Below are 19,902 nucleotides of genomic sequence, written 5' to 3' on the forward strand. Positions count from 1 at the left end.
CCGGCTGGCCGTCATCCGCTACTTCGGGGAGACGCGCGGCGCGCTCCCGCTCATCGCGGACGACGTGCTGGTGAACTTCGATCCAGAGCGGGCCCGCGGCGCGGTGCGCCTCTTCGCGCGCATGGCCGAACACCACCAGGTCATCGCCTTCACCTGCCACCCCTGGCTGCGCGCGCACTTCGAGGCCGAAGGCGCGCACGTCCTGGAGCTGGCCGGGGCCACCAAGCCCCTGCGCGAAGGCACCCAGCCGCTGCGGGTGGTCTCCGGGGGCTGAGCGGGAACCCGGACCGCCAGGTCATCCTCTCCATCCAGAAATGAAACGGGCCGGCCGACCCTGCGCCCCCGCGCGGATCCAGGCCGACCCCGTAAAAAACACTGGGAGCGCGCCCCCTCGACGCGCTCCCAGTGACTCAACTCCTCCCCCGAGGAGTCCCCCTCATCGGAAACGGCCCCCAAAGGCCCGCTTCCGTCCTGCTTGTGCCTTGGAGACGGCGACCGCGAAAAACCTTGAGGAGTTCCGGAAGATCGACCCCCAGAACCCTTCCCCCCGCCGCCCTGGACGCTCTGCGCCCGGAGCCCTTGAGCAACGGAGGCTCTGCCCCCACCGCTCCCACCTCATCTCCAAATACGTCGGCCGCTGAAATCCTTGGTTTGACCCCCTTTTTTCGTCCGCCCCCCCTCTCGCGGTCCACGTCGGCCCTGCTGCTACAGTCGCCCACCCTGGAGGGGCGCCATGCGAAAGCCGTCGGCGGTGGTCATCGGAGGGGCGCTGTTGCTGCTCCTCGTCGGAGCGGGGATCTCCTGGTGGTGGCTGCGCGCCCCCTCGCCGTCCCCGGAGGGCCCGAGCGCCACCCCGTCCCGCCCCGTGCGCCGGCCGCTGTCGGAGGCCCCGCCCCCGCCGCCCCGGGGCGCGCTCCAGGTGCGGGGCCGCGTCCTGGACCTCCGGGGCCAGCCCGTCGCCGGCGTGGACGTCTCCGCCACGGTGCCCCTGCCGGGAGAGACCCTGTCGGAGCTGCCCTGCGACACGGCCCCGGACGTCTCGCTGGCGGACGGGGACTGCACCACCGCCTCCGCCTGGGACTGGGCGCTGGAGATGGTGGCCTCCCACCGGGGCTCGGCCTTCGTGCTCACGCGCACCGCCTCCGCCCAGGACGGCACCTTCACGCTGGAGGGGCTGCCCCAGGGCACCGTGGCCGTGTGGGCGCTGGGCCCGGACGGCGCCGCCCTGGAGGAGGACGTCGCCACCGGCGCCCAGGACGTGAAGCTGGTGCTCGCCCCCGCCCAGAAGCTCTCCGGCCGCGTGGTGGACGAGGACGGCGCCCCGCTCCCCGGCACCCGGCTGACGGTGCTGCACTCGGGGAACGCGCGCTACTTCGAAGCGACCGCGGACGCCGAGGGCCGCTTCGCCGTGGGCCCCCTCCCCATGGCCATCTACACCCTGGCCGCCGCCCACCCGGGCAAGCTCTCCACCTGGCTCCAGGACCTGAGCCCGGTGCCCCTGGAGGAGGACCTGGTGCTGCACCCGCCCCGGCGCATCGTGGGCCAGGTGCTCAATGGTGAGCGGCCCGTCCCCGGCGTCTCCGTGGTGGAGAAGGCCGGTGGACGCATCGCCGTCTCCGACGCCGACGGGCGCTTCCGCTTCGACAACCTGCTGCCCTCCGCCTACGTCATGACCGCGGAACACGACGGCCAGCGGGCGTGGGCCCAGGTGGAATTGACGGAGCACCCATCCGACGCCGAGGTGACGCTCAGCCTGGGCACCGCGTTCTTCGTCGACGTCACCGTGCGAGATACGGCGGGCCGTCCCGTGCGCGACGCCGTGGTGGTCGCCATCGGCGCCGACAGGGACGCCTTCGACCTGGGCGGGGTGGGCGAGGGCGTGGACAAGACCCGACAGACCGACGCGGAGGGCCACGCGCGCCTGGGCCCGCTGATGGCGCGCACCTATCGGTTCCAGGTGGTGGCGGAGCGGATGCAGGACCTCACCCAGGAGCGGGCCGTGGGCCGCGACACCCCGCCCCTGGAGTTCGTCCTGTCCCCTGCGGTCCTCGTGGAGGGCCGGGTCCTGGATGCCCAGGGCCAGCCGGTGAAGGAGGCCTCCCTGTCGCTGCGCCCCCAACCCGCGGAGACGACCCCCGGGAAGCTACGGCTCTTCATGCACCACAGGCACATGCGCATCCGCACCTTCGAGGCCACGACCGACGACACGGGCCACTTCGTCATCAAGGTGGACAAGGCCATGGCGGGCCCCCTCATCGTCGAGGCGGAGGGCTTCCTGCGGCGCGAAATCCAGGCCCAGGCGCCCTCCTCCGGCATCCAGGTGACCCTGGAGTCCGGCGCCACGGTGCAGGGCTCCGTGACGAGCTCCAGCGGCGCCCCCGTCAACGGAGTGGACGTCACCCTGAGCAAGGGCGGCGTGGACGAGGACGACCCGGAGGACCACGGGCGCGTCGACTTCGCGGGCTCCACGGAGGAGGACGGGACGTTCGTCATCCGGGGCGTGGAGCCGGGCAGCTACGCCGTCTGGTTGGCGGCGACCGCGGGCGGCTACCAGCGCCTGCTGCCCCAGCGCGTGGACGTGCGGGGCTCGGAGACCGTGGAGCTGGCGCTGCGGCTGGACCTGGATGGGCGGATGGCCGGCGTGGTGGTGGATGTCCGGGGCCAGCCCCTGGCGGGCGTCACCGTGACGGCCGTGGCCAGGGAGGACGAGGCCAGCGAGGGCCGCTCCTATTCCCCCCTGGAGGCCGTGACGGGGCCCGACGGCCGCTTCGCCCTGGAGCCGCTGGCCCGGGACTGGGACTACGAGCTGACGGCGACGAAGCCCGGCTACGCGATGCCCCGCCCCCCCGCGAAGCCCGAACCCGAGCCCGAGGACAACGAGGACAACGAGGACGACGAGGGATCCGATGAGCTGCTCGGAGGGTTGAAGCTGGGCCGGTGGGTGCCAGACGAGGAGGAGCCCAGGGTCATCGCCCGCGCGGGCAACCTGGCCGTGCGCGTCGTGCTGACCGCCCAGGGCCGCATCACCGGACGGCTGGTGAAGCCGAACGGGGCGCCCCTCACGCGCTTCGAGCTGAACGAGGAGCCCGTGCGCGACCCGCGCGGGGCCTTCACCGTCTTCGTGGACAAGCCCGGCCTCCAGCACCTGACCTTCCAGGCCCCGGGCCACGCCCTCACCCAGCGCGAGGTGCGGGTCCCCGCCGGGCGCGACGTGGACCTGGGCGAGGTGCGCATCGAAGCGGGGCACACCGTCCGGGGCCGCGTGGTGGACGACGCGACGGGCGAACCGCTGGAGGGCGTGGACATCTCCCTGTCCCTTCCGCTCGCGGAGCTGAAGGCCGCGGCGGAGGAGGAGTCCGGGGAGAAGTACGACATCTACGACGTCCACGGCGGCTTCCTGGACACCACCACCGCCCGGGATGGCACCTTCACGCTGCCCTCCGTGGAGTCCCGGCCGTACCGGCTCACCGCGATGCACGCCAAGGCGGACTACGCGACGCTGGAGCGCGCGCTGGGCCCCACCGAGGACACGCTCGAGCTGCGCCTCCAGGGCGACACCCGCCTGGAGGTGTCGGTGAAGGACGCGCAGGGCAAGCCCTACCCCGCCATGGTGTCGGCCTGGGCGGAGCGGGACCTGGAGGTCATCAGCCTCCTGCCCGACGATGAAGCGAAGACCGTCTTCCGCGAGCTGGAGCCCGGCGCCTACCTGGTGGGTCTGCGCGCCGGGAGCGGCCCGTACGTGGCGCCCTACAAGAAGGTGCAGGTCCAGCCGCATCGCATCACCCGGGTGGAGCTGCTCGCGACCTCGCCGGGCACCACGGTGACGCTGCGCTGGGGCGAGCGCGGGGCCCAGGGGATCGCGCTCCTCTTCCCGGGCACGGTGCCGCTGCCAGCGTCGGACGACGCGGCGGGACAGCTGCGCCAGAAGGGCCTGCGCACCTCCTCCGGCAACGAGACCTGGGACCACGTGCCCCCCGGGCCCTACACGCTGCTGGTGCTGCACCACCGGGGCCAGGGCAGGTGGCTGACGTACCGGCAGGACGTGGCGGTGGGGACCGCCGCCGCGCAGGAGGTGCAGGTGCCCACCCTCACCTGGTGAGGTCGGCCCATCGGGCCCTTGGAGGACGGTGAGGTGTGTTAAACCCCCCGACCCATGACCCCGAGCGACGCGCTGAGCGCAACGGACCTTGAACGTCTGGCCAGGGCGGAGGCACCGGACCTCGCCGAGGCCGTGCTGGCGTTCCTGGACCAGCCGGACAAGACGTCGGACACCCCGCTGCCGCAGGGCGCGCTCGACTTCGACGCGCTGAGGGCGCTGCTCGCGCAGGCGCAGGCGCAGGGTGAGAAGGCCGGCCGTCGCAAGGGCTCGCATGAGGCGTGGCAGCGCTTCCTCGCGCAGAAGGACGTGCCCCTGCCCGCGCGCTTCGCGCTCGCGGACCTGCTGGTGTCCCTGTACGAGAAGAACAGCGAGCCCGCGCGCGCCGCGCTCTTCACGCTGGTGAAGGAAGCGCCGCTGAAGTTCGGCCTCTGGGCGGGCCTCAAGCGCATCTACAAGCTGTCGGAGGCGCGCCACGACGCGGAGATGTTCGGCGTGCTGGCGTGGAGATTCGACACCGAGCGCGGCAGCCACCGCTCGCGCGAGGTGGGCAGCGGCACCCTCACCTACCTCCAGCGCCGCGCGTGGCGCTTCCTGCGCCACCTGGGCGCGGCCGTGCCGGAGCTCTACCCGCAGTTCGCGGTGGAGGTGCTGCGGCACTACCAGCCGGACACGTCCTGGTCCTCCTGCTGGGTGGCGCACCACGTCTGGGCGCACAACGGCCGCAACTACTCCGCGACGCGCTTCCCCATCCAGCCGCCCGGGGACATGGTGAAGCAGCGCATGTACCCGGACGCGTGGAAGCGTTCGCCGGACGCGCTGATGCGCCTGCTGGACACCTGCGGTTCGGACCCGGCCGCGAAGTTCGCCATCCAGGGCCTGCGCAAGGACTTCCCGGAGGCGCTGCGCAAGGTGACGCCCGCGTGGCTGGACCGGCTGGCGCGCCGGCCCCTGGGCACCGCGCACGACTTCCTGGTGGAGACGCTCCAGGGCTCGCCGGAGTTCCACCAGGGCAAGCTGCGCGCCGTCGGGCTGCACGACGCGGTGCTCGCGCTGCTGGAGTCCCCCAGCGACAAGGCCCGGGCGTACGCCATCGAGTACGCGCGCGGCCACGCGCAGGACATGTCCGCGGACCGGCTGGCGGAGCTGGTGGAGAACGGCGAAGCCGACGTGGTGGCGTTCGCCGCCGCCACGCTGGAGAAGCGCAAGCCGCGCGAGCTGGGGCTGGAGCTGCTGGGCCGGCTGCTCGTCACGAAGGCCACGGCGGGCTTCGCGGCGAAGGTGCTGGAGCAGTCCTTCGACCGGGCGGAGCTCACCCACGACTTCCTGCGCGAGCAGCTCTTCGGCAAGCAGGAGCAGCTCAAGTGGGCCACCGGCTACATCGCGTCCAAGTACGCCGCCGGGGAGATGCCCGCGGCGTTCTGGAAGCAGACGCTGACGGAGGCGAAGCGCTCGTCGCGCCCGCGCGTCGTGGAGGACGCGGCGATGAAGGCGCTGGGCGCGTACAAGCCGGCGGACATCGGGCCGGAGTGGCTGCTGGACCTGGTGTCGAACCCGCGTTTGGGACGTCAGGCGGCGCAGTGGCTCACGCGCGCGGACAGCCTGCCGGGCCTGGACGTGGAGCGGGTGAAGGCGCTGGTGTTCAGCGCGAAGCACCGCGAGACGGCGCTGGCGCTGCTGGGCAACCGCAAGCTCTTCACCGCGCGGCAGCTCACGGTGCCCTGGCTGCTGGCGCTGGCGCGCCGGGCGGACCCCACGCTGCACGACTTCGGGCACCGCTACCTGCTGGAGAACGTGGTGCCCGCGGACTTCAGCGACACGGGCGACGCGGCGCAGGGCCTGGAGCGCCTGTTCGACCTGGCGTTGGGCGCGAAGCAGCCGCCGCCGGTGCGCACGTTCGCGCAGACGTACCTGCGCTGCCACCACCCGGGCATCGGGCCGGAGCAGCCGGAGTCGAAGTCCTACGACATCAAGCCCCGGGCGCCTCGCAAGGCGTACACGCCGGAGAAGCTGTGGCCCGCGCTGCTGGACGCGCGCGACGACGTGCGCCGCTTCGCGCTGACCATCGCCCGCTCGGAGTTGCGCGCGTGGGGCTACCAGACGCGGGTGTACGAGCTGGCGGACTCGGACGCGAAGGAGATCCGCAACCTGGCCTATGACGCCCTGCTCAACGCGGGCGAGCCGGGGGCGGATGCGCGCCACACGCTGCAGCCGGAGGAGCTGGACGCGGGCAAGGTGTTCGCGCTCACGGAGTCCACCAAGCGCAGCACGCGGGAGGTGGCGGTGGAGCTCATCCGCCGGCACTACGCGCGGCTGGGCGGGGCGGAGCGGCTGTCCGGCCTGATGCAGAGCGCGGACCGCGAGGTGGGCCTGTTCGCGGTGCGGCTGCTCTGGGAGAAGCACCGGCCGCTGCACCTGCCGGAGGACTGGAAGCCGGCGGGCGGCGGCAAGGACGCGCGCGAGGCGGGTGGCACGACGCGCTTCTGCGACGTGGAGGCGCTGCGCACGTTCCTGCGGCGCATGCTGTTCGGCCTGCCGCCCGGGCGCGCGAAGGAAGCGCGCGAGGGCGACGTTCAGCGCCGGCTGTCCGCGAGCGTGGCCAAGCGCCGCGTGGTGGAGCTGGTGCGGGACCTGGGCCTGGAAGACGAGAGCTTCGCCCGCGTGGTGGCGCCCGTGCTGGGCGAATTCACCGGCTCCGTGGCGAAGGGCGAGTGGCAGAGCTGTCTGGCCTCGCTGGTGCAACTGCGTGCGGCTCACCCGGGCGTGCAGCTCGGCGGCATCTAGGACAACGACACCATGGCCAACCTCTCCATCGGCAACATCGAGAAGGTCCGTGCGCTCGCGGCCAATGCCCGCCTGCTGCTCGTGGGGGGCACGCGTGCCGCCCCGGACAGCCGCCTCACCGCGTACGAGCCCGGCACCAACAAGGTCCTGTGGACGGCGTCGCTGCCGGCCCACGTGCTGGGGCTCGCGCTGTCCGGCGAGCGCTACGCCGCGGCGGGCGCGGACGGCACGGTGCGCTTCGGGTCGCTCACCGACGGTGCGGTGCAGTTCCAGCTCCAGGGCGCGCACCCGGGCGGGTGCACGGCGGTGGCCGCGAGCCCGGACGGCAAGGTGCTCTACACGGCGGGCATGGACGGCTTCGTGCGCGCGTGGGACTGGGAGAGCACGCGCAAGCTGACGGAGTGGAGCGCGTCCGCGCAGCCGCTGCGCGCGGTGGCGGTGGACCCCTCGCACACGTACGTCGCCTGCGCGGGTGATGACGGCGTGGTGCGCTCGTTCACGGTGGCCTCCGGCGCCCGGCGGGACATGGCGGGCCATGAGGGCGCGGTGCGCGCGCTGGCCTTCACGCCGCGCGACGGGCGGCTGGTCTCCGCGGGCGACGATGGGAAGCTGCGCATCTGGTACCTGGTCGGCGCGGTGGAGTTCGAGGTCCGCGGCGAGAAGGACAGCGGCCACGCGGGCCCGGTGCTGGGGCTGGTGTTCCCGCCCACGCCCGTGGCGGAGGCGGGCCAGGAGCCGGCGGAGCGCATCGCGTCGGTGGGCGGCGACGGCAAGCTGAAGGTCTGGCGGCTGGACGAGCGCCGCAAGCCGCGCACGTTCGAGCTGGGCACCAAAGCCGTGCACGCGGTGGCCTTCGGTCCGCCGGCCAACCCCCGTCAGGCGAAGCAGCTGCTGGGCTTCGTGTTCGCGGCCGGGGATGAGCGCACCGTCACGCGCCTCACGCTGGGCACGGACGGCAAGCCCACGGACGAGCAGGTGACGTACACGCACGGCTTCGACGTGTTGCAGGAGGCGCGCAAGGCGGGCCGTCCGCGCCGTGAGGCCGCCGTGCGCGAAGCCGCCGCGCTGCTGGAGCCAGAGGCGCTGGAGTTCGCGCTGGCCCTGCTGGGCACGGACCCGGACGCGGAGGTGCGCAAGCTCGCCGCCATGGAGCTGGGCACGCACGGCCGCACCGCCGCGCGGGCGAAGCTGCGCGAGCGGCTCAACGACGACGTGGTGGGCGTGCGCACCGCCGCGCTGGACGCGCTGACGAAGCTGGAGACGGAGTCGCCGCTGGCGGCCCCGCGCGCGGCGCTCGACTCGCGCTTCTCCGACACGCGCGTGCTGGCGCTGCGCCGGCTCTCGAAGCTGGGCGGCACGTCGCCGCTGGTGCCGGGGCTCATCTCCGGCAAGCTCGCGGACGACAAGGCCCCCGTGGGCGAGGCCGCGCTGGACGCGCTGGTCGCCGTCTCCCCGTCGGGCAGCACGGAGCCCCTGAAGCTCGCCTTCGAGCGGGGCCCCGCCGCCCTCAAGGTGGAGGTGCTGCTGCGCGCCTCCGTGGCGGGCCTGCTGGGGGACCCGCGCCTGCAACCCCTGGTGGCGCGCGCGCTGGACGACGCGGACCGGGACGTGCGCCGCGTGGCCTTCGCCGTGCGCGTGCTGGAGCGCCGCTCCCTGGCGCTCACGCTGGAGAAGCAGGACGAGGAGTTCGCCCGGTCGGTGCGTGAAGTGGCGCGCATGCTGACGCTCCAGGCGAAGCGCGCGGCCGGGGAGGCGGAGGTGAAGTCCGCCACCGACGCGGAGCTGGCCGCCTCGCGCGAGAAGCTCTTCGCCCAGGCCACGGCGGGCGCGGCGCTGACGGAGGCCGACCTGGAGCCGCTGCTCGCGGCCATGGCGTGCCGCATGCCGGACACGGCGGTGCGGGGCGCGCGCGGTCTGGCGCAGTTGGGGGACGGGCGGGCGCTGGGGGCGCTGTTGCAGTTGTCGCGCGAGGACGAGTCCGCCATCCGGCGTCAGGCGGCGGCCTCGCTCCAGGCGCTGCAGGACCCGCGCGCCCGCGAGCGGCTGGTGTGGATGCTGGACGACGCGGACGCGGACGTGCGCGCCACGGCGCTGGAGGCGGTGGTGGCGCTGGACGTGGACGCGCCCCTGTCCGCCGCGGAGGCCGCGCTGCGCTCCGGGCACGAGGACGTGCGCGTGCGCGGCCTGGACCGGCTGGTGAAGCTGGGCGCGAAGGCGGCCGGCGCGGAGCCGCTGCTGGGCAACGCGCTGGAGGACGAGTCCGGCAAGGTGCGCGGCGAGGCGTTCCGCACGCTGTGGGCGTGGAACGAGAAGGAGCCGGAGAAGGCGGTGGACCGCGCGCTGACGGGCCGCTTCCCGGACCTGCGCAACCGCGCGGTGGAGGTGCTCGCCCAGCGCGGCACGGAAGACTGGGCGCTCAACCGGCTGAAGAAGTCCGTGGAGGACCGCGACGTGGCCGTGGCCACCGCCGCGTACGAGGCGTGGGTGAAGCTCGCGGGCAAGGAGAAGCCGGAGCCGCACCTGGCCGCGCTCGCCTCCACGCACCCGGCGCTGCGCGAGAAGGCCGCGAAGGGCGCCATCCACGCGCCCGCGGAGCCCCTGCGCTCCGCGCTCCTCAAGCGCGTGCAGGACGAACACCTGGACGTGGCCGTCGCGGCGCTGGAGGCGCTCGACAAGCTCATCCCCGGTGAGAACGGCCCCCTGCTCGCGGGCATCGCGGCGGCGGCGCTGCCGGTGCGCGTGCGGGCCGCGGAGCTGCTCGCCCCGCGCGGCGCGGAGGACATCATCGAGCCCCTGCGCGGGCTCATCACCGACAAGGACCTGGAGCGGCTCTACCCGCCGGGCTTCCTGGTCCCCCTGCGCATCCGCGCGGCGCGCGCGCTGGCCACGCTGGGCTCGCGCCGCCTGCTGGGCTTCTACGCCACGGTGCTCCTGCCGCACGAGCTGACGGACCTCCAGGAGCAGGGCGCCCGCGGGCTCGCCACCGCCAGTCGCCGGGGCGACGAGGGCGCGCTGCTGGACGCCCTGGGGCACTCGCTGGTCGCGGCCCGCTCGTGGGCGGCGGACGGCCTGTCGCGCCTGGGTGACGTGCGCGCGCTGCCGGTGCTCACCGGCAACCTGCGCCATGAGCACCTGCCCATCCGGCTGGGCGCCATCCTCGCCTTCGCGGCCCTGGGCCCGGAGGGTGACGGCGGCCTGCTGCACGGCCTGGAGGACGCCGCGCGCGAGGTGCAGGAGATGGTGTTCGCCATCGTGCTCGCCCGCGACCTGCGCGCCAGCCGCGACGGCGAGCCGCCGGACCTGCTGACCAGCGCGCTGTCCAGCGGACGCCCGGAAGTGCGCTACGCGGCGGCGCGCGCGCTGGAGCTGCGCACGGAGCCGGACGCGTACCGCGCGCACCTGGTGGAGGTGCTGTTGCCGCCGCGCCCGGAGAAGGCCGGCGACATGAAGGACTGGCCCTCCGAAGAGGACCGGGCCAGGCGCGTGGTGGGCCTGGCGGAGGCGCTCTCCAGCGCCCAGCCGGAGCAGCGCTACGCGGCGGCCCAGGTGCTGCTGCTGCGCAACAAGCCCCTGGACTATTTCCGCGAGGCGCAGAAGGTCGCGCGGCCTCGCACGCTGGAGGCGCCCTGGAAGCCGGAGACGGCCGAGGGCGCATCTCACGTGGTGCAGGCATCCACGCTGGAGAAGCAGGGCACGGCGTCCGCCACGGGCAAGAGCTGGCTGCGCCGCCTCTTCTCCGCGGTGAAGCCGCCGGAGGGAAGCTCCGCGACGCCGCAGACGGCGACCCAGGCGGAGCGCCAGCACCTGCGCCGGCTGGCGTTCGGCGCCTACGTGGGCCTGCTGCGGCAGGTGTCCGCGGGCGACGAGGAGGGCCACCGCGTCCGCCGCGACGCCGTGGACCGCGTGGTGAAGCTCACCCTGGAGGGCTACGCGGGCACGTCCGCCGCCGTGGCCGCCCTGCTGCGCGCGCTGGAGGATCCGCACCAGCTGGTGCGACGCGCGGCGCTCGCGGGCCTCAAGGAGCTGTACCCCGCTGGCAGCGACGAGCCGCTGGCGCTGGCCCTGGCCTCGCTGGCTCCGGACGTGGCCCGCGCCGCGCTGGAGGAGCTGGCGGAGCGCGGCGACGCGGCCCGTCCGCGCGTGACGGCGGCGCTCAACTCGCCGCTGCCGGAGGTGCGCAAGTCCGCCTTCGAGCTGCTGGAGAAGCTGAGCCCGGCGGGCAGCCTGGAGCCGCTGCTGGCCGCGCTGGGCAGCGAGCACGCCGACCTGCGCGTGGGCGTCATCGAGCGGCTGGCGGGCGCCAACGACCCGCGCGTCACCGAGGCCCTGGGCCGCGCGGCTGGCAGCGAGCACGAGGACCTGCGGCTGCGCGCCGCGGAGCTGCTCGCGTGGCGCGGGGATGACCGGGCGGTGGAGGTGCTGGGCGCCTTCCTGCGCTCCGAAGTGCCGCTGGTGGTGCGCCGCGCGCAGGAGGCCCTGGCGCGCCTGGGCACGTCCGCCGCCGTGGCCGCGCTCGCCGCGCGCCTGTCCGTGGCGCCAGAGATCCCGGAGCGCACGAAGCTGGTGGCCGCGCTGGGCCGCACCCGCCGTCCGGAAGCGCTGGACGTGCTCGCGCGCCAGAGCGTGGAGGACGAGAACGCCACCGTGCGCCTCGCCACCGTGACGGCCGCGATGCAGCTCACCTGGCCGCCGGAGCAGGAGAAGCTGAAGGAGCGCGAGCGCGACCTGAAGAAGCGCGACGCGGCGCTCGCCGTGCGCTTCCTGAAGGTGGCCGTGCGCAGCAACGACGTGGAGGTCCGCAAGGCCGCCGCCACGGAGCTGGAGCACGGCAAGAACGAGGGCCAGGACGCGCTGCTCGTCTCGCTCTTCACCGACCGCGACGTCACCGTTCGCGCCGAAGCGGTGGCGCGCTACTCGAAGCGCGTGGTGGAGCAGGGCGCGGCGGTGGAGCCGCTGGAGGAGGTGCTGCGCGCCGGAGCCCGGGAGCTGATGCTGCCCGCGGCCGAGGGCGTGGCGCACCTGCGCCGGGCCAGCGCCCTGCGGCCCCTGCTGCTGTACTCGCGCGCCGGTGAAGGCGAGGAGCGCGGCCGGGCCCTGCTCGCGCTGGGCACCCTGGGCGACGCCCGGGCCCTCTCCGAGCTGGAGACGGTGGCCGGTGGCGGCACCGCGGACGCGCCCGCCGAACAGGACATGGTGCTGGCCGCCATCGAGGCCCTGGGCCGGCTCGCCAGCCGGATGCCCGAGGGCGAGGAGCGCCGCCGCATCGAGGAGAAGGTGGAGGTCGCCGCGATGGAGGGCACCTCCTCCGAGCACCAGGAAGCCGGCGTGCGCGGCCTGCGCGCCATCGGTGGGGAGCGCGCCCGGGTGAAGCTGGAGGCGCTGCTCGCCGACAGCGACACGGACGACGAGGTGCGCATCACCGTGGCGAAGGAGCTGGGCAAGCTCGGTGACCCGGAGGCGGAGAAGGCCCTGGCCGCCGCGCTGGACGAGGACGACGACGACCTGCGCGAGGCCGCGCGCAAGGCGCTGGACGCGCTGTTCCCGAAGGACCGCACGCGCGTGGAGTTCCTCGCCGTGGCCAGCACCCAGGAGGACATCTCCGAGCCCGCCGCCACCTACCTCGCCAGCGAAGGCGACCCGGCGCAGCTCGTGCCCCGGCTGGCCACGCTGGAGAACGCGGAGCTGCGGCTGCGGCTGCGTCGGGGGCTCGCCCGTCGGGGCGCGCTGCCGCTGCCGGAGGTCATCGCGCTCCTGGGCCACGACAAGCCGGAGGCCCGCGAGGAGGCCGCGCGGCTGGTGGGCACCTGGACGGGCGATGCGCGCGAGTTGGGCGCCACCGACACCTCCAGCCTGACCCGCGCGGTCGTCGCCGCCGAACGGCGCACCGCCGCCGCCTGGGCCGCCACGTCGCCCCCGAAGCGCGAGCCGCTGGCCAGCGCCTGGGAGCGCCTCTTGTGGGCGGGCTCGCGGCTGGGCGCGAAGGAGCTGGTCGCGACGTCCGCCGACGTGCTGCGCAAGGGTGAGACCCAGGCCCCCGCGGGCGTCCGGCAGGAAGCCGCGCGCGTGCTGGGCCGGCTGAAGGCGACAAACGAGGCGCAGGCCCTGCGCACCGCGCTGGCGGACCCGGACGCCCCGGTGCGCTCCGCCGCCGCGTCGGTGCTGGCCGCGCTGGTGCCGGACCAGGCCTCCGCCTGGGCGCTGGAGGTGAAGCCCTTCGACCCGGTGGCCATGGGCCCCACGGGCGCGAAGGTGGCGCCGGGCCTGCTCACGGCCAGCGAGCCGCGCAGGCTCGCGGTGCCGGCGCTGCTGGCGAAGAAGGACCTGGAGCCGCTCAAGCCCGTGGCGTCCGACGCAAAGCCGGAGGTGCGGCAGGACGCGTGGGCCGCGCTGGGGCGCCTGGGCGGTGACGAGGCGGCGGCGCTGCTGAAGACCGCGGCCTTCGACAAGTCGCAGTCGGTGGAGCTGCGCAAGGCGGCCTACCGCGCCCACAAACGTGCACGCCGGGCCGCCGAGCGCGCCCGCAAGGAAGGTCAACCGTCGTGAGCACCGCAACCGCACGTCATCCCGTCGCGCTGAACTACGCCGCCGCGAGCGACGTGGTCGTCACCCCGGACGCCTCGCGCGTGCAGCTGGCCCTGGAGGGCTCGCGCGGCACCGTGGGCGTCAGCGGCACCGTGAAGGACCCCACCCTCTTCCGCGACGCGCTGGCCGCCGCCTTCGCCGTGCTCTCCAGCGACCTGCGCTACCGGGGCCGCGACCGCACCGCGTACCTGGCGTACCTGATGAAGCAGGGCAAGCGCGCCAGCGCGCAGATCTGGGAGGCCCAGAAGGCGTTCCTCGACAGCTCGCTCGAAGGCGAGGAGAAGCAGGACGCGGTGCTGGACCCCGTCCTCACGGTGGATCCGGATCAGGTGTCACTGGAGGTCTTCTCCCGCGACGAGAGCGCCTACGCGCGGCTGGCCTTCGACAACAGCCTCTTCGACCACCGCGAGGCCGCGCACGGCTCCACCTTCCTGGACGTGCCCGCGGACCTGCCCGCCCGCCTGGACCGCCTGCGCGCCTACGCCCCGGTGACGCTGGAGGCCCACGTCGCCCCGTCCGCGAAGGCCCCCGCGCCCGGTGAGCCCCGCGCCCCGCGCAACGTGGAGGTGCCGCACGCGTGGCTGCGCGGCTTCCTCCAGGTGCAGTCGGCCGCGACGCTGCCGGCCACCACCTGCTCCATCGCGCCCATCGACCTGTACAACCTGCTCTTCGCCCTGCGCACCCGCCGCTCGAAGAAGGCGCCCCGCGCGCTGCGCTTCGAGCTGGTCCCCGGCGCCGCGCCCCGGCTGGTGCTGGAGCCGTGGGAGCAGGTGCTGGAGTGCCACGGCGGCCCGTACCAGGGCAGCGCCCCCGCGGTGGTGCGCACCTTCGGCCGCAACCGCCTCACCGCGCTCGCGCGCCTCTTGCCCCACGCGAAGAGCGTGCACGTCCAGTTGCTGGGTCCGGGCCTGCCGGTGTTCTGGGTCATCGACCTGGGGCAGGCCACGCTGACGCTGGGGCTCACGGGCTGGACGGAGAGCGGCTGGTCCAGCGCCGCGGCCTTCGACGCGCTGATGCCGCGCGACGTGCCGGAGCCCCTCGCGGAGAAGCTGCGCCAGCGCCTGCGCGCGGACGGCCCGCTCACCTTCGACGTGCTGGCGAAGGACGCGGGCGCGCCCAAGGACCAGGTGCGCGCCGCGCTCCAGTTGGAGTGCCTGCGCGGCCGCGTCCTCTTCGACGTGGCGCGCGGCGCCTACCGCCCCCGCGAGCTGATGCCCACCCCGGTGGACGAGGCCGCGCTGCGCTACGGCAACGAGCGCGAGGCGCGCGCCCACCGCCTGCTGGGCGACGGCGGCCCCGGCGCGGGCGAAGTGAAGCTCACCCAGGTGCACGACCTCGTGGGTGAGGGCACGCGCATCCAGGGCGAGGTGGTGGACCGCGAGGCCGTGCGCAGCTTCTTCCCCAGCTTCACGCTGGACCTGGAGGGCCGCGTGAAGGACGCGGGCTGCGGCTGCCCGCACTTCCGCCGCTCCGGGATGCGTGAAGGCCCGTGCGAGCACATGCTCGCGCTGCGCCTGGCGTACGCGCGCCGCCGCACGGAGGAGGAGGCGCTGCGCCAGACGCCGGAGGGCCGCAAGCTCATCCGCGCGGAGACGCGCTCGTACGTGCGCCGCGACCCGGCGACGGGCCTGGAGCAGGTGTATCGCGTCTCGCTGGACGGCAAGGTGGTGGTCCTCGCCTGGGGTCCCCGCCTGGGCGACTCACGCCACCAGCGCCTGTGGTTCGACTCGGACACGGAAGCCCGGACGGCGTACTTCAGCCGCCTGGAGAAATTGACCGCGGACGGCTACATCGACGCGGCCTCGACTCTGGTGTAAACCCTCAACCAACGGCCCGGCCGCCGACGGGGTGGCTGGAAGGATGGGTGCGACGGACGAAACACGAATCACGAGTGGTCGAGAGAGGTCTGGACCGCATCAGCCTTAGCGCCTCGAGCGCGGGAGCGGCGTTGCGCCGCTCTGGTTGGAATGCTGGACACTCTTCGCAAGGTAGCCTGTTCTTGGCTCTCTCCCTCCGGTGCACTAGGGCCCGGGCGGGAAGCGGAACCAACGACGCAGCCGCCGTTTTCCCACCCGGGCCCTAGTGCACCGGAGGGGAGAGCCGGTGAGGCTACCGTGCCCCAGGTGAGCTGGTGGTGCCTTCCTGGCCTCCCTCGACCGCTCGGATTCGTCCGTCGCCCCTCCTGAAGCCGCCGCGCCCGTCGAAGGTGCCTCGATGACCGCCAAGCTGGAGTCGTTCGTCCCCGCCGCCCCGCCGCAGGCCGTGCCCGAAGTCCCGCCGGCCGCCGCGTCCAACACCGCCGCCACCGCGTCCAAGCGCGAGGCCCGCCGCGCCGCGCACGACGTGCTGCTCGCGCGCTGGAAGGCCATCACCGAAGCCGGTGGCACCGAGGAGTGGGTGCAGGCGCAGCTCGTCGCGAAGGGCGCGCTCGCGGACGAGGTGGACTTCTCCTCCCTCAAGGAGAAGGAGAAGACCGCCTGGAAGGAGAAGAAGAAGGCGGAGGCCGTGGAGCGCCGCGCGCTCGGGCGCCAGGCCCACGAGGCGTGGAAGGCCACGCACATCAACCACCTGGGCGTGGGCATCCACTGGAGTGAGGCTTCGCTCCCGGACCGCTTCGACCTGGAGCACCGCGAGGAGCGCGCGCGCGTCAACGGCCTGCCCCCGCTGGACGACGCGGAGGCGCTGGCCAAGGCGCTGGACGTCAGCGTGTCCAAGCTGCGCGGCTTCGCGTTCCACCGCGACGTGGACACGGGCTCCAACTACGTGAGCTGGCGCATCCCCAAGCGGGACGGCAGCGAGCGGACCATCACGTCGCCCAAGCCGGAGCTGAAGCAGGCGCAGCGCTGGGTGCTCTCCAACGTCGTGGAGCGGCTGCCGGTGCACGGCGCGGCGCACGGCTTCGTGGCGGGGCGCTCCATCCTCACCAACGCGCTGGCGCACCAGGGCGCGGACGTGGTGGTGAAGGTGGACCTGAAGGACTTCTTCCCCACGGTGACGTGGCGCCGGGTGAAGGGCCTGCTGCGCAAGGGCGGCCTGCCGGAGGGCACGTCCACGCTGCTGGCGCTGATGTCCACCGAGGCCCCGCGCGAGCTGCTGTCCTTCCGGGGCAAGACGCTGCACGTCGCCAAGGGCCCCCGGGCGCTGCCGCAGGGCGCGCCCACGTCGCCGGGCATCACCAACGCGCTGTGCCTGCGGATGGACAAGCGGCTGTCGGCGCTGTCGCGCAAGCTGGGCTTCACGTACACGCGCTACGCGGACGACCTGACGTTCTCCTGGACGAAGGCGAAGGCGGCCAAGGCGCGCCGGGCCCAGGGCGCGCCGGTGGCGGTGCTGCTCGCGCGGGTGAAGGACGTGGTGGAGGCGGAGGGCTTCACGGTGCACCCGAACAAGACGCGCGTGGCCCGCAAGGGCAGCCGTCAGCGGGTCACGGGGCTCGTGGTGAACGAGGCGAAGGACGGCACCCCGGCCGCGCGAGTCCCCCGCGACGTGGTGCGCCGCCTGCGCGCGGCCATCCACAACCGCCAGAAGGGCAAGCCGGGCCGCGAGGGCGAGTCGCTGGAGCAGCTCAAGGGCATGGCGGCGTTCCTCTACATGACGGATCCGGTGAAGGGCCGCGCGTACCTGGACCAGCTCGCGAAGCTGGAAGCCGCCGCGCCCCCGGCCGAAGCGTAGCCGCCGCGAGCGGGCCCGCGTCGTCGCGCGGGCCCCGAAGCAGGGGCGGCCTTCAGCGCTCCCCTGCCCCCGCCTTCGTCCGACGCGTGGGCTTCTTCGCGGGGGCCTTCTTCTTCCCTGGCGCCTTCACCGGGGGCGGCGCCTCCACGGCCGCCGCCTCCTCCGCGACAGGCCCGACCTTCAGCGCCGCGTCCGCGAACGCCCGCAGCCGTCGCGGATACTCCTGGGGGGCCGTCGTGGTGAAGTTGCCGTGCGACGCGCCGGGGATGCGCCACGTCTGGGCATATGGCGCCACGCGCGCGAACAGCTCATCCAGCAGCGGCTGCCCGGACTCCTCCGTGCCCACGACGATGAGCAGGGGCCGGGGCTGGATGCGGTCCACCGCATCAATCGTCCGCACCTCCTCCAGCCGGATGCCCCGCCGCCAGAAGGGAAGCAGCGCCCCCGTCTGCGTCACCACGCCGAAGCGGCGGAAGTCATACGCCGCCGCCAGCCACAGCGTGTTGAAGGGCGACAGCAGCACCACCGCCGCCACCTGGGGGTCCTTCGCCGCCACCTCCGCCACCGCCGCGGAGCCGATGGAGAACCCCAGCACCCCCACCCGGGCCGGGTCCACGTCCGGCTGCGCCCGCACGAACTCCAGCGCCGCGCGCACGTCCATGCGCTCCTGGTCGCCCCAGGTGGACGCCTCGCCCCCGCTCTGCCCGTGCGCGCGCAGGTCCAACAGCAGCACGCCATGGCCCGCGTCGCGCAGCACCCGCGCCTCCGGCAACATGTCCGCGCGCGTCTGGGAAAGGCCGTGGGCCAGCACCCACGCCGCCTTGTTGCGCGACGGCACGTACCAGCCGCGCAGCTCCACCCCGTCCTCCGTGCGCAGCGTCACGTCCCGCGCGGTGGGGAAGTCCGCGGGCAGCACCGCCGCCGGCTTCGGGTAGTGGAAGTACTGCTCGGAGCGCCACGCCGCCCGGCCGAAGAGGGCCAGCGCCACCAGCAGGCACGGCAGCACCACCAGCACGCCCAGCAGCCGCCCCCACCGAATCCGCTTCAGCACACCCGCCATGTCCGACCCTCTCCGACAGCGCCCCCCCCGCCAGGGGAAGTCCCGACCCCGGAGGGCTGTTGGAACCGACCCGACGCTGTGCACCCGATAGGCTCCAACGAGCTCCTGGTTTACAGTTTAGACAAACTTGAGCAACGGCGGCAGAAAGACCGTCCAGGTGAGAGCGGCAATGAAGGTGTCAAAGACGGTCTACGACGCGGTGGTGGTGGGTTCGGGAGCCTGTGGAGGCTGGGCCGCCAAGCAGCTCACGGAGGCGGGCCTTCGGGTGCTGGTGCTCGAAGCGGGCCGGAGCGCGCAGGCGGACAAGGTGATGCACGTGGTGCACCGGCTGCGGCAGAAGCTGGGCTACCGCGTGGAGACGGACGCGAACCGCAAGGGGCGCCAGTCCATTCAGGCGACGAGCTTCGCCTGGCCCTTCCACCCGCACGCCTTCGTGGATGACGTGGACAATCCCTACACCACGCCGGACGACGCGCCGTTCGCGTGGATCCGCGCGCGGCAGGTGGGCGGGCGGACCGGCGTGAGGAGCCACGGCCGCCAGTTCTACCGGCTGTCTGACTTCAACTTCCACGCGGGCAGCCTGGACGGGCTCAGCCCGGACTGGCCGCTGTCGCTCGCGGACCTGGCGCCCTCGTACGAAGTCGTCGAGCGGTGGATGGGTCTGTACGGCAACTCGGACGGCGTGGACACGCTGCCGGACTCCGTCTTCGCGGGGCCCGCGCCGCTGTCGCCCGGCGAGGTCCGGCTGCGCGAGAAGGTGAAGGAGCGCTGGCCCGACCGTCACGTCGTCGCCCGGCGGACCTCCAACGCCCCGGTGACGCTGCCGGCGGCGCAGAAGACGGGGCGGATGACGCTGCGCTCGAACGCCATCGCCAGCCACGTGATGCATGACCCCACCACCGGCAAGGCGACGGGCGTGTCCTTCATCGACGCGAACACCGGCACGTCGGAGGAGGTGCACGCGAAGGTGGTCGTGGTGGCGGCGGGCACCATTGAATCCACGCGGTTGCTGTTGCACTCGCGCAACCGGGCGTTCCCGGACGGGCTGGCGAACAGCTCCGGGCTGCTGGGCCGCCACCTGATGGACCACATCTACCTGCGCGGCATCGAGGCGCGGATGAACCTGCCCGCGCACCTCCAGCAGAAGGCGCACGGCTGGGCGTACATCCCCCAGTTCCGCAACGTCTCCGAGCGCCATCCCGACTTCGCGCGCGGCTACGGCATCCAGGTCTTCACCTTCGACGACCAGGTGCACATGGTGCCCTTCGGCGAAATGCTCCCGCGCGCGGAGAACCGCGTCACGCTGAGCGGCACGGTGAAGGATCGCTGGGGCATCCCGGCGGCGCACATCGAGTGCCGGCACTCCGCCAACGAGCTGAAGATGACGGAGGACGCGGTCACCTCCGCCCTGGAGATGCTGGAGGCGTCCGGCTGCACGGTGGAGCAGGTCAACCGGACGCTGTCCCAGCCGGGCATGGCCATCCACGAGGTGGGCACCGCGCGCATGGGCAAGGACCCGAAGACGTCCGTGCTCAACCCCTTCAACCAGAGCTGGGACGTCCCCAACCTCTTCGTCACGGACGGCGCCTGCTTCCCCTCCCAGGGCCCGCAGAACCCCACCCTGACGATGATGGCGCTCACCGTGCGGGCCTGCGCCCACCTGGTGGGCGAGCTCAAGGCCGGCCGCCTCTAAGATAGGGTTTCGGGC

General features: G+C 73.8%; 8 protein-coding genes. 7 read left to right on the forward strand and 1 reads right to left on the reverse strand.

The features are described from left to right. From OV207_RS00005 to OV207_RS00030, 6 genes are all read left to right on the forward strand, one after another. A partial coding sequence (locus OV207_RS00005) for an ATP-binding protein (RefSeq protein ID WP_267551469.1) occupies window positions 1–274 on the forward strand: 274 nt, incomplete at its 5' end. Between the two features lie 459 nt (window positions 275–733). Further along, on the forward strand, window positions 734–4,099 hold the full coding sequence (locus OV207_RS00010; protein WP_267551470.1) for a carboxypeptidase regulatory-like domain-containing protein: 3,366 nt from the start codon (window positions 734–736) through the stop codon (window positions 4,097–4,099). Between the two features lie 54 nt (window positions 4,100–4,153). Next, entirely contained in the window at window positions 4,154–6,880 is a 2,727-nt protein-coding gene (locus OV207_RS00015) for a hypothetical protein (protein WP_267551471.1), read from the forward strand. A gap of 12 nt (window positions 6,881–6,892) precedes the next feature. Beyond that, complete coding sequence (locus OV207_RS00020; protein WP_267551472.1) at window positions 6,893–13,423, forward strand: HEAT repeat domain-containing protein; 6,531 nt, start codon at window positions 6,893–6,895, stop codon at window positions 13,421–13,423. Continuing rightward, window positions 13,420–15,279: an SWIM zinc finger family protein gene (locus tag OV207_RS00025; protein ID WP_193429516.1), complete on the forward strand. Its 1,860-nt coding sequence runs from the start codon at window positions 13,420–13,422 to the stop codon at window positions 15,277–15,279. The genes OV207_RS00020 and OV207_RS00025 overlap by 4 nt, the downstream gene beginning before the upstream one ends. A 397-nt stretch (window positions 15,280–15,676) precedes the next feature. Further along, the gene (locus OV207_RS00030; RefSeq protein ID WP_267551474.1) at window positions 15,677–17,134 is read left to right on the forward strand and encodes a reverse transcriptase family protein; all 1,458 of its coding nucleotides are present in this window, start codon (window positions 15,677–15,679) and stop codon (window positions 17,132–17,134) included. Between the two features lie 52 nt (window positions 17,135–17,186). On the opposite strand, the gene OV207_RS00035 is transcribed toward OV207_RS00030, so the two are convergent. Continuing rightward, complete coding sequence (locus OV207_RS00035; protein WP_267551475.1) at window positions 17,187–18,194, reverse strand: alpha/beta hydrolase; 1,008 nt, start codon at window positions 18,192–18,194, stop codon at window positions 17,187–17,189. A 169-nt stretch (window positions 18,195–18,363) separates the two neighbouring features. Here OV207_RS00035 and OV207_RS00040 point away from each other — a divergent pair, with 169 nt between their 5' ends. Beyond that, on the forward strand, window positions 18,364–19,887 hold the full coding sequence (locus OV207_RS00040; RefSeq protein ID WP_193429514.1) for a GMC oxidoreductase: 1,524 nt from the start codon (window positions 18,364–18,366) through the stop codon (window positions 19,885–19,887). Window positions 19,888–19,902 lie beyond the last annotated feature (15 nt).

The organism is Corallococcus sp. BB11-1 (assembly GCF_026626625.1).
Classification (GTDB): domain Bacteria; phylum Myxococcota; class Myxococcia; order Myxococcales; family Myxococcaceae; genus Corallococcus; species Corallococcus soli.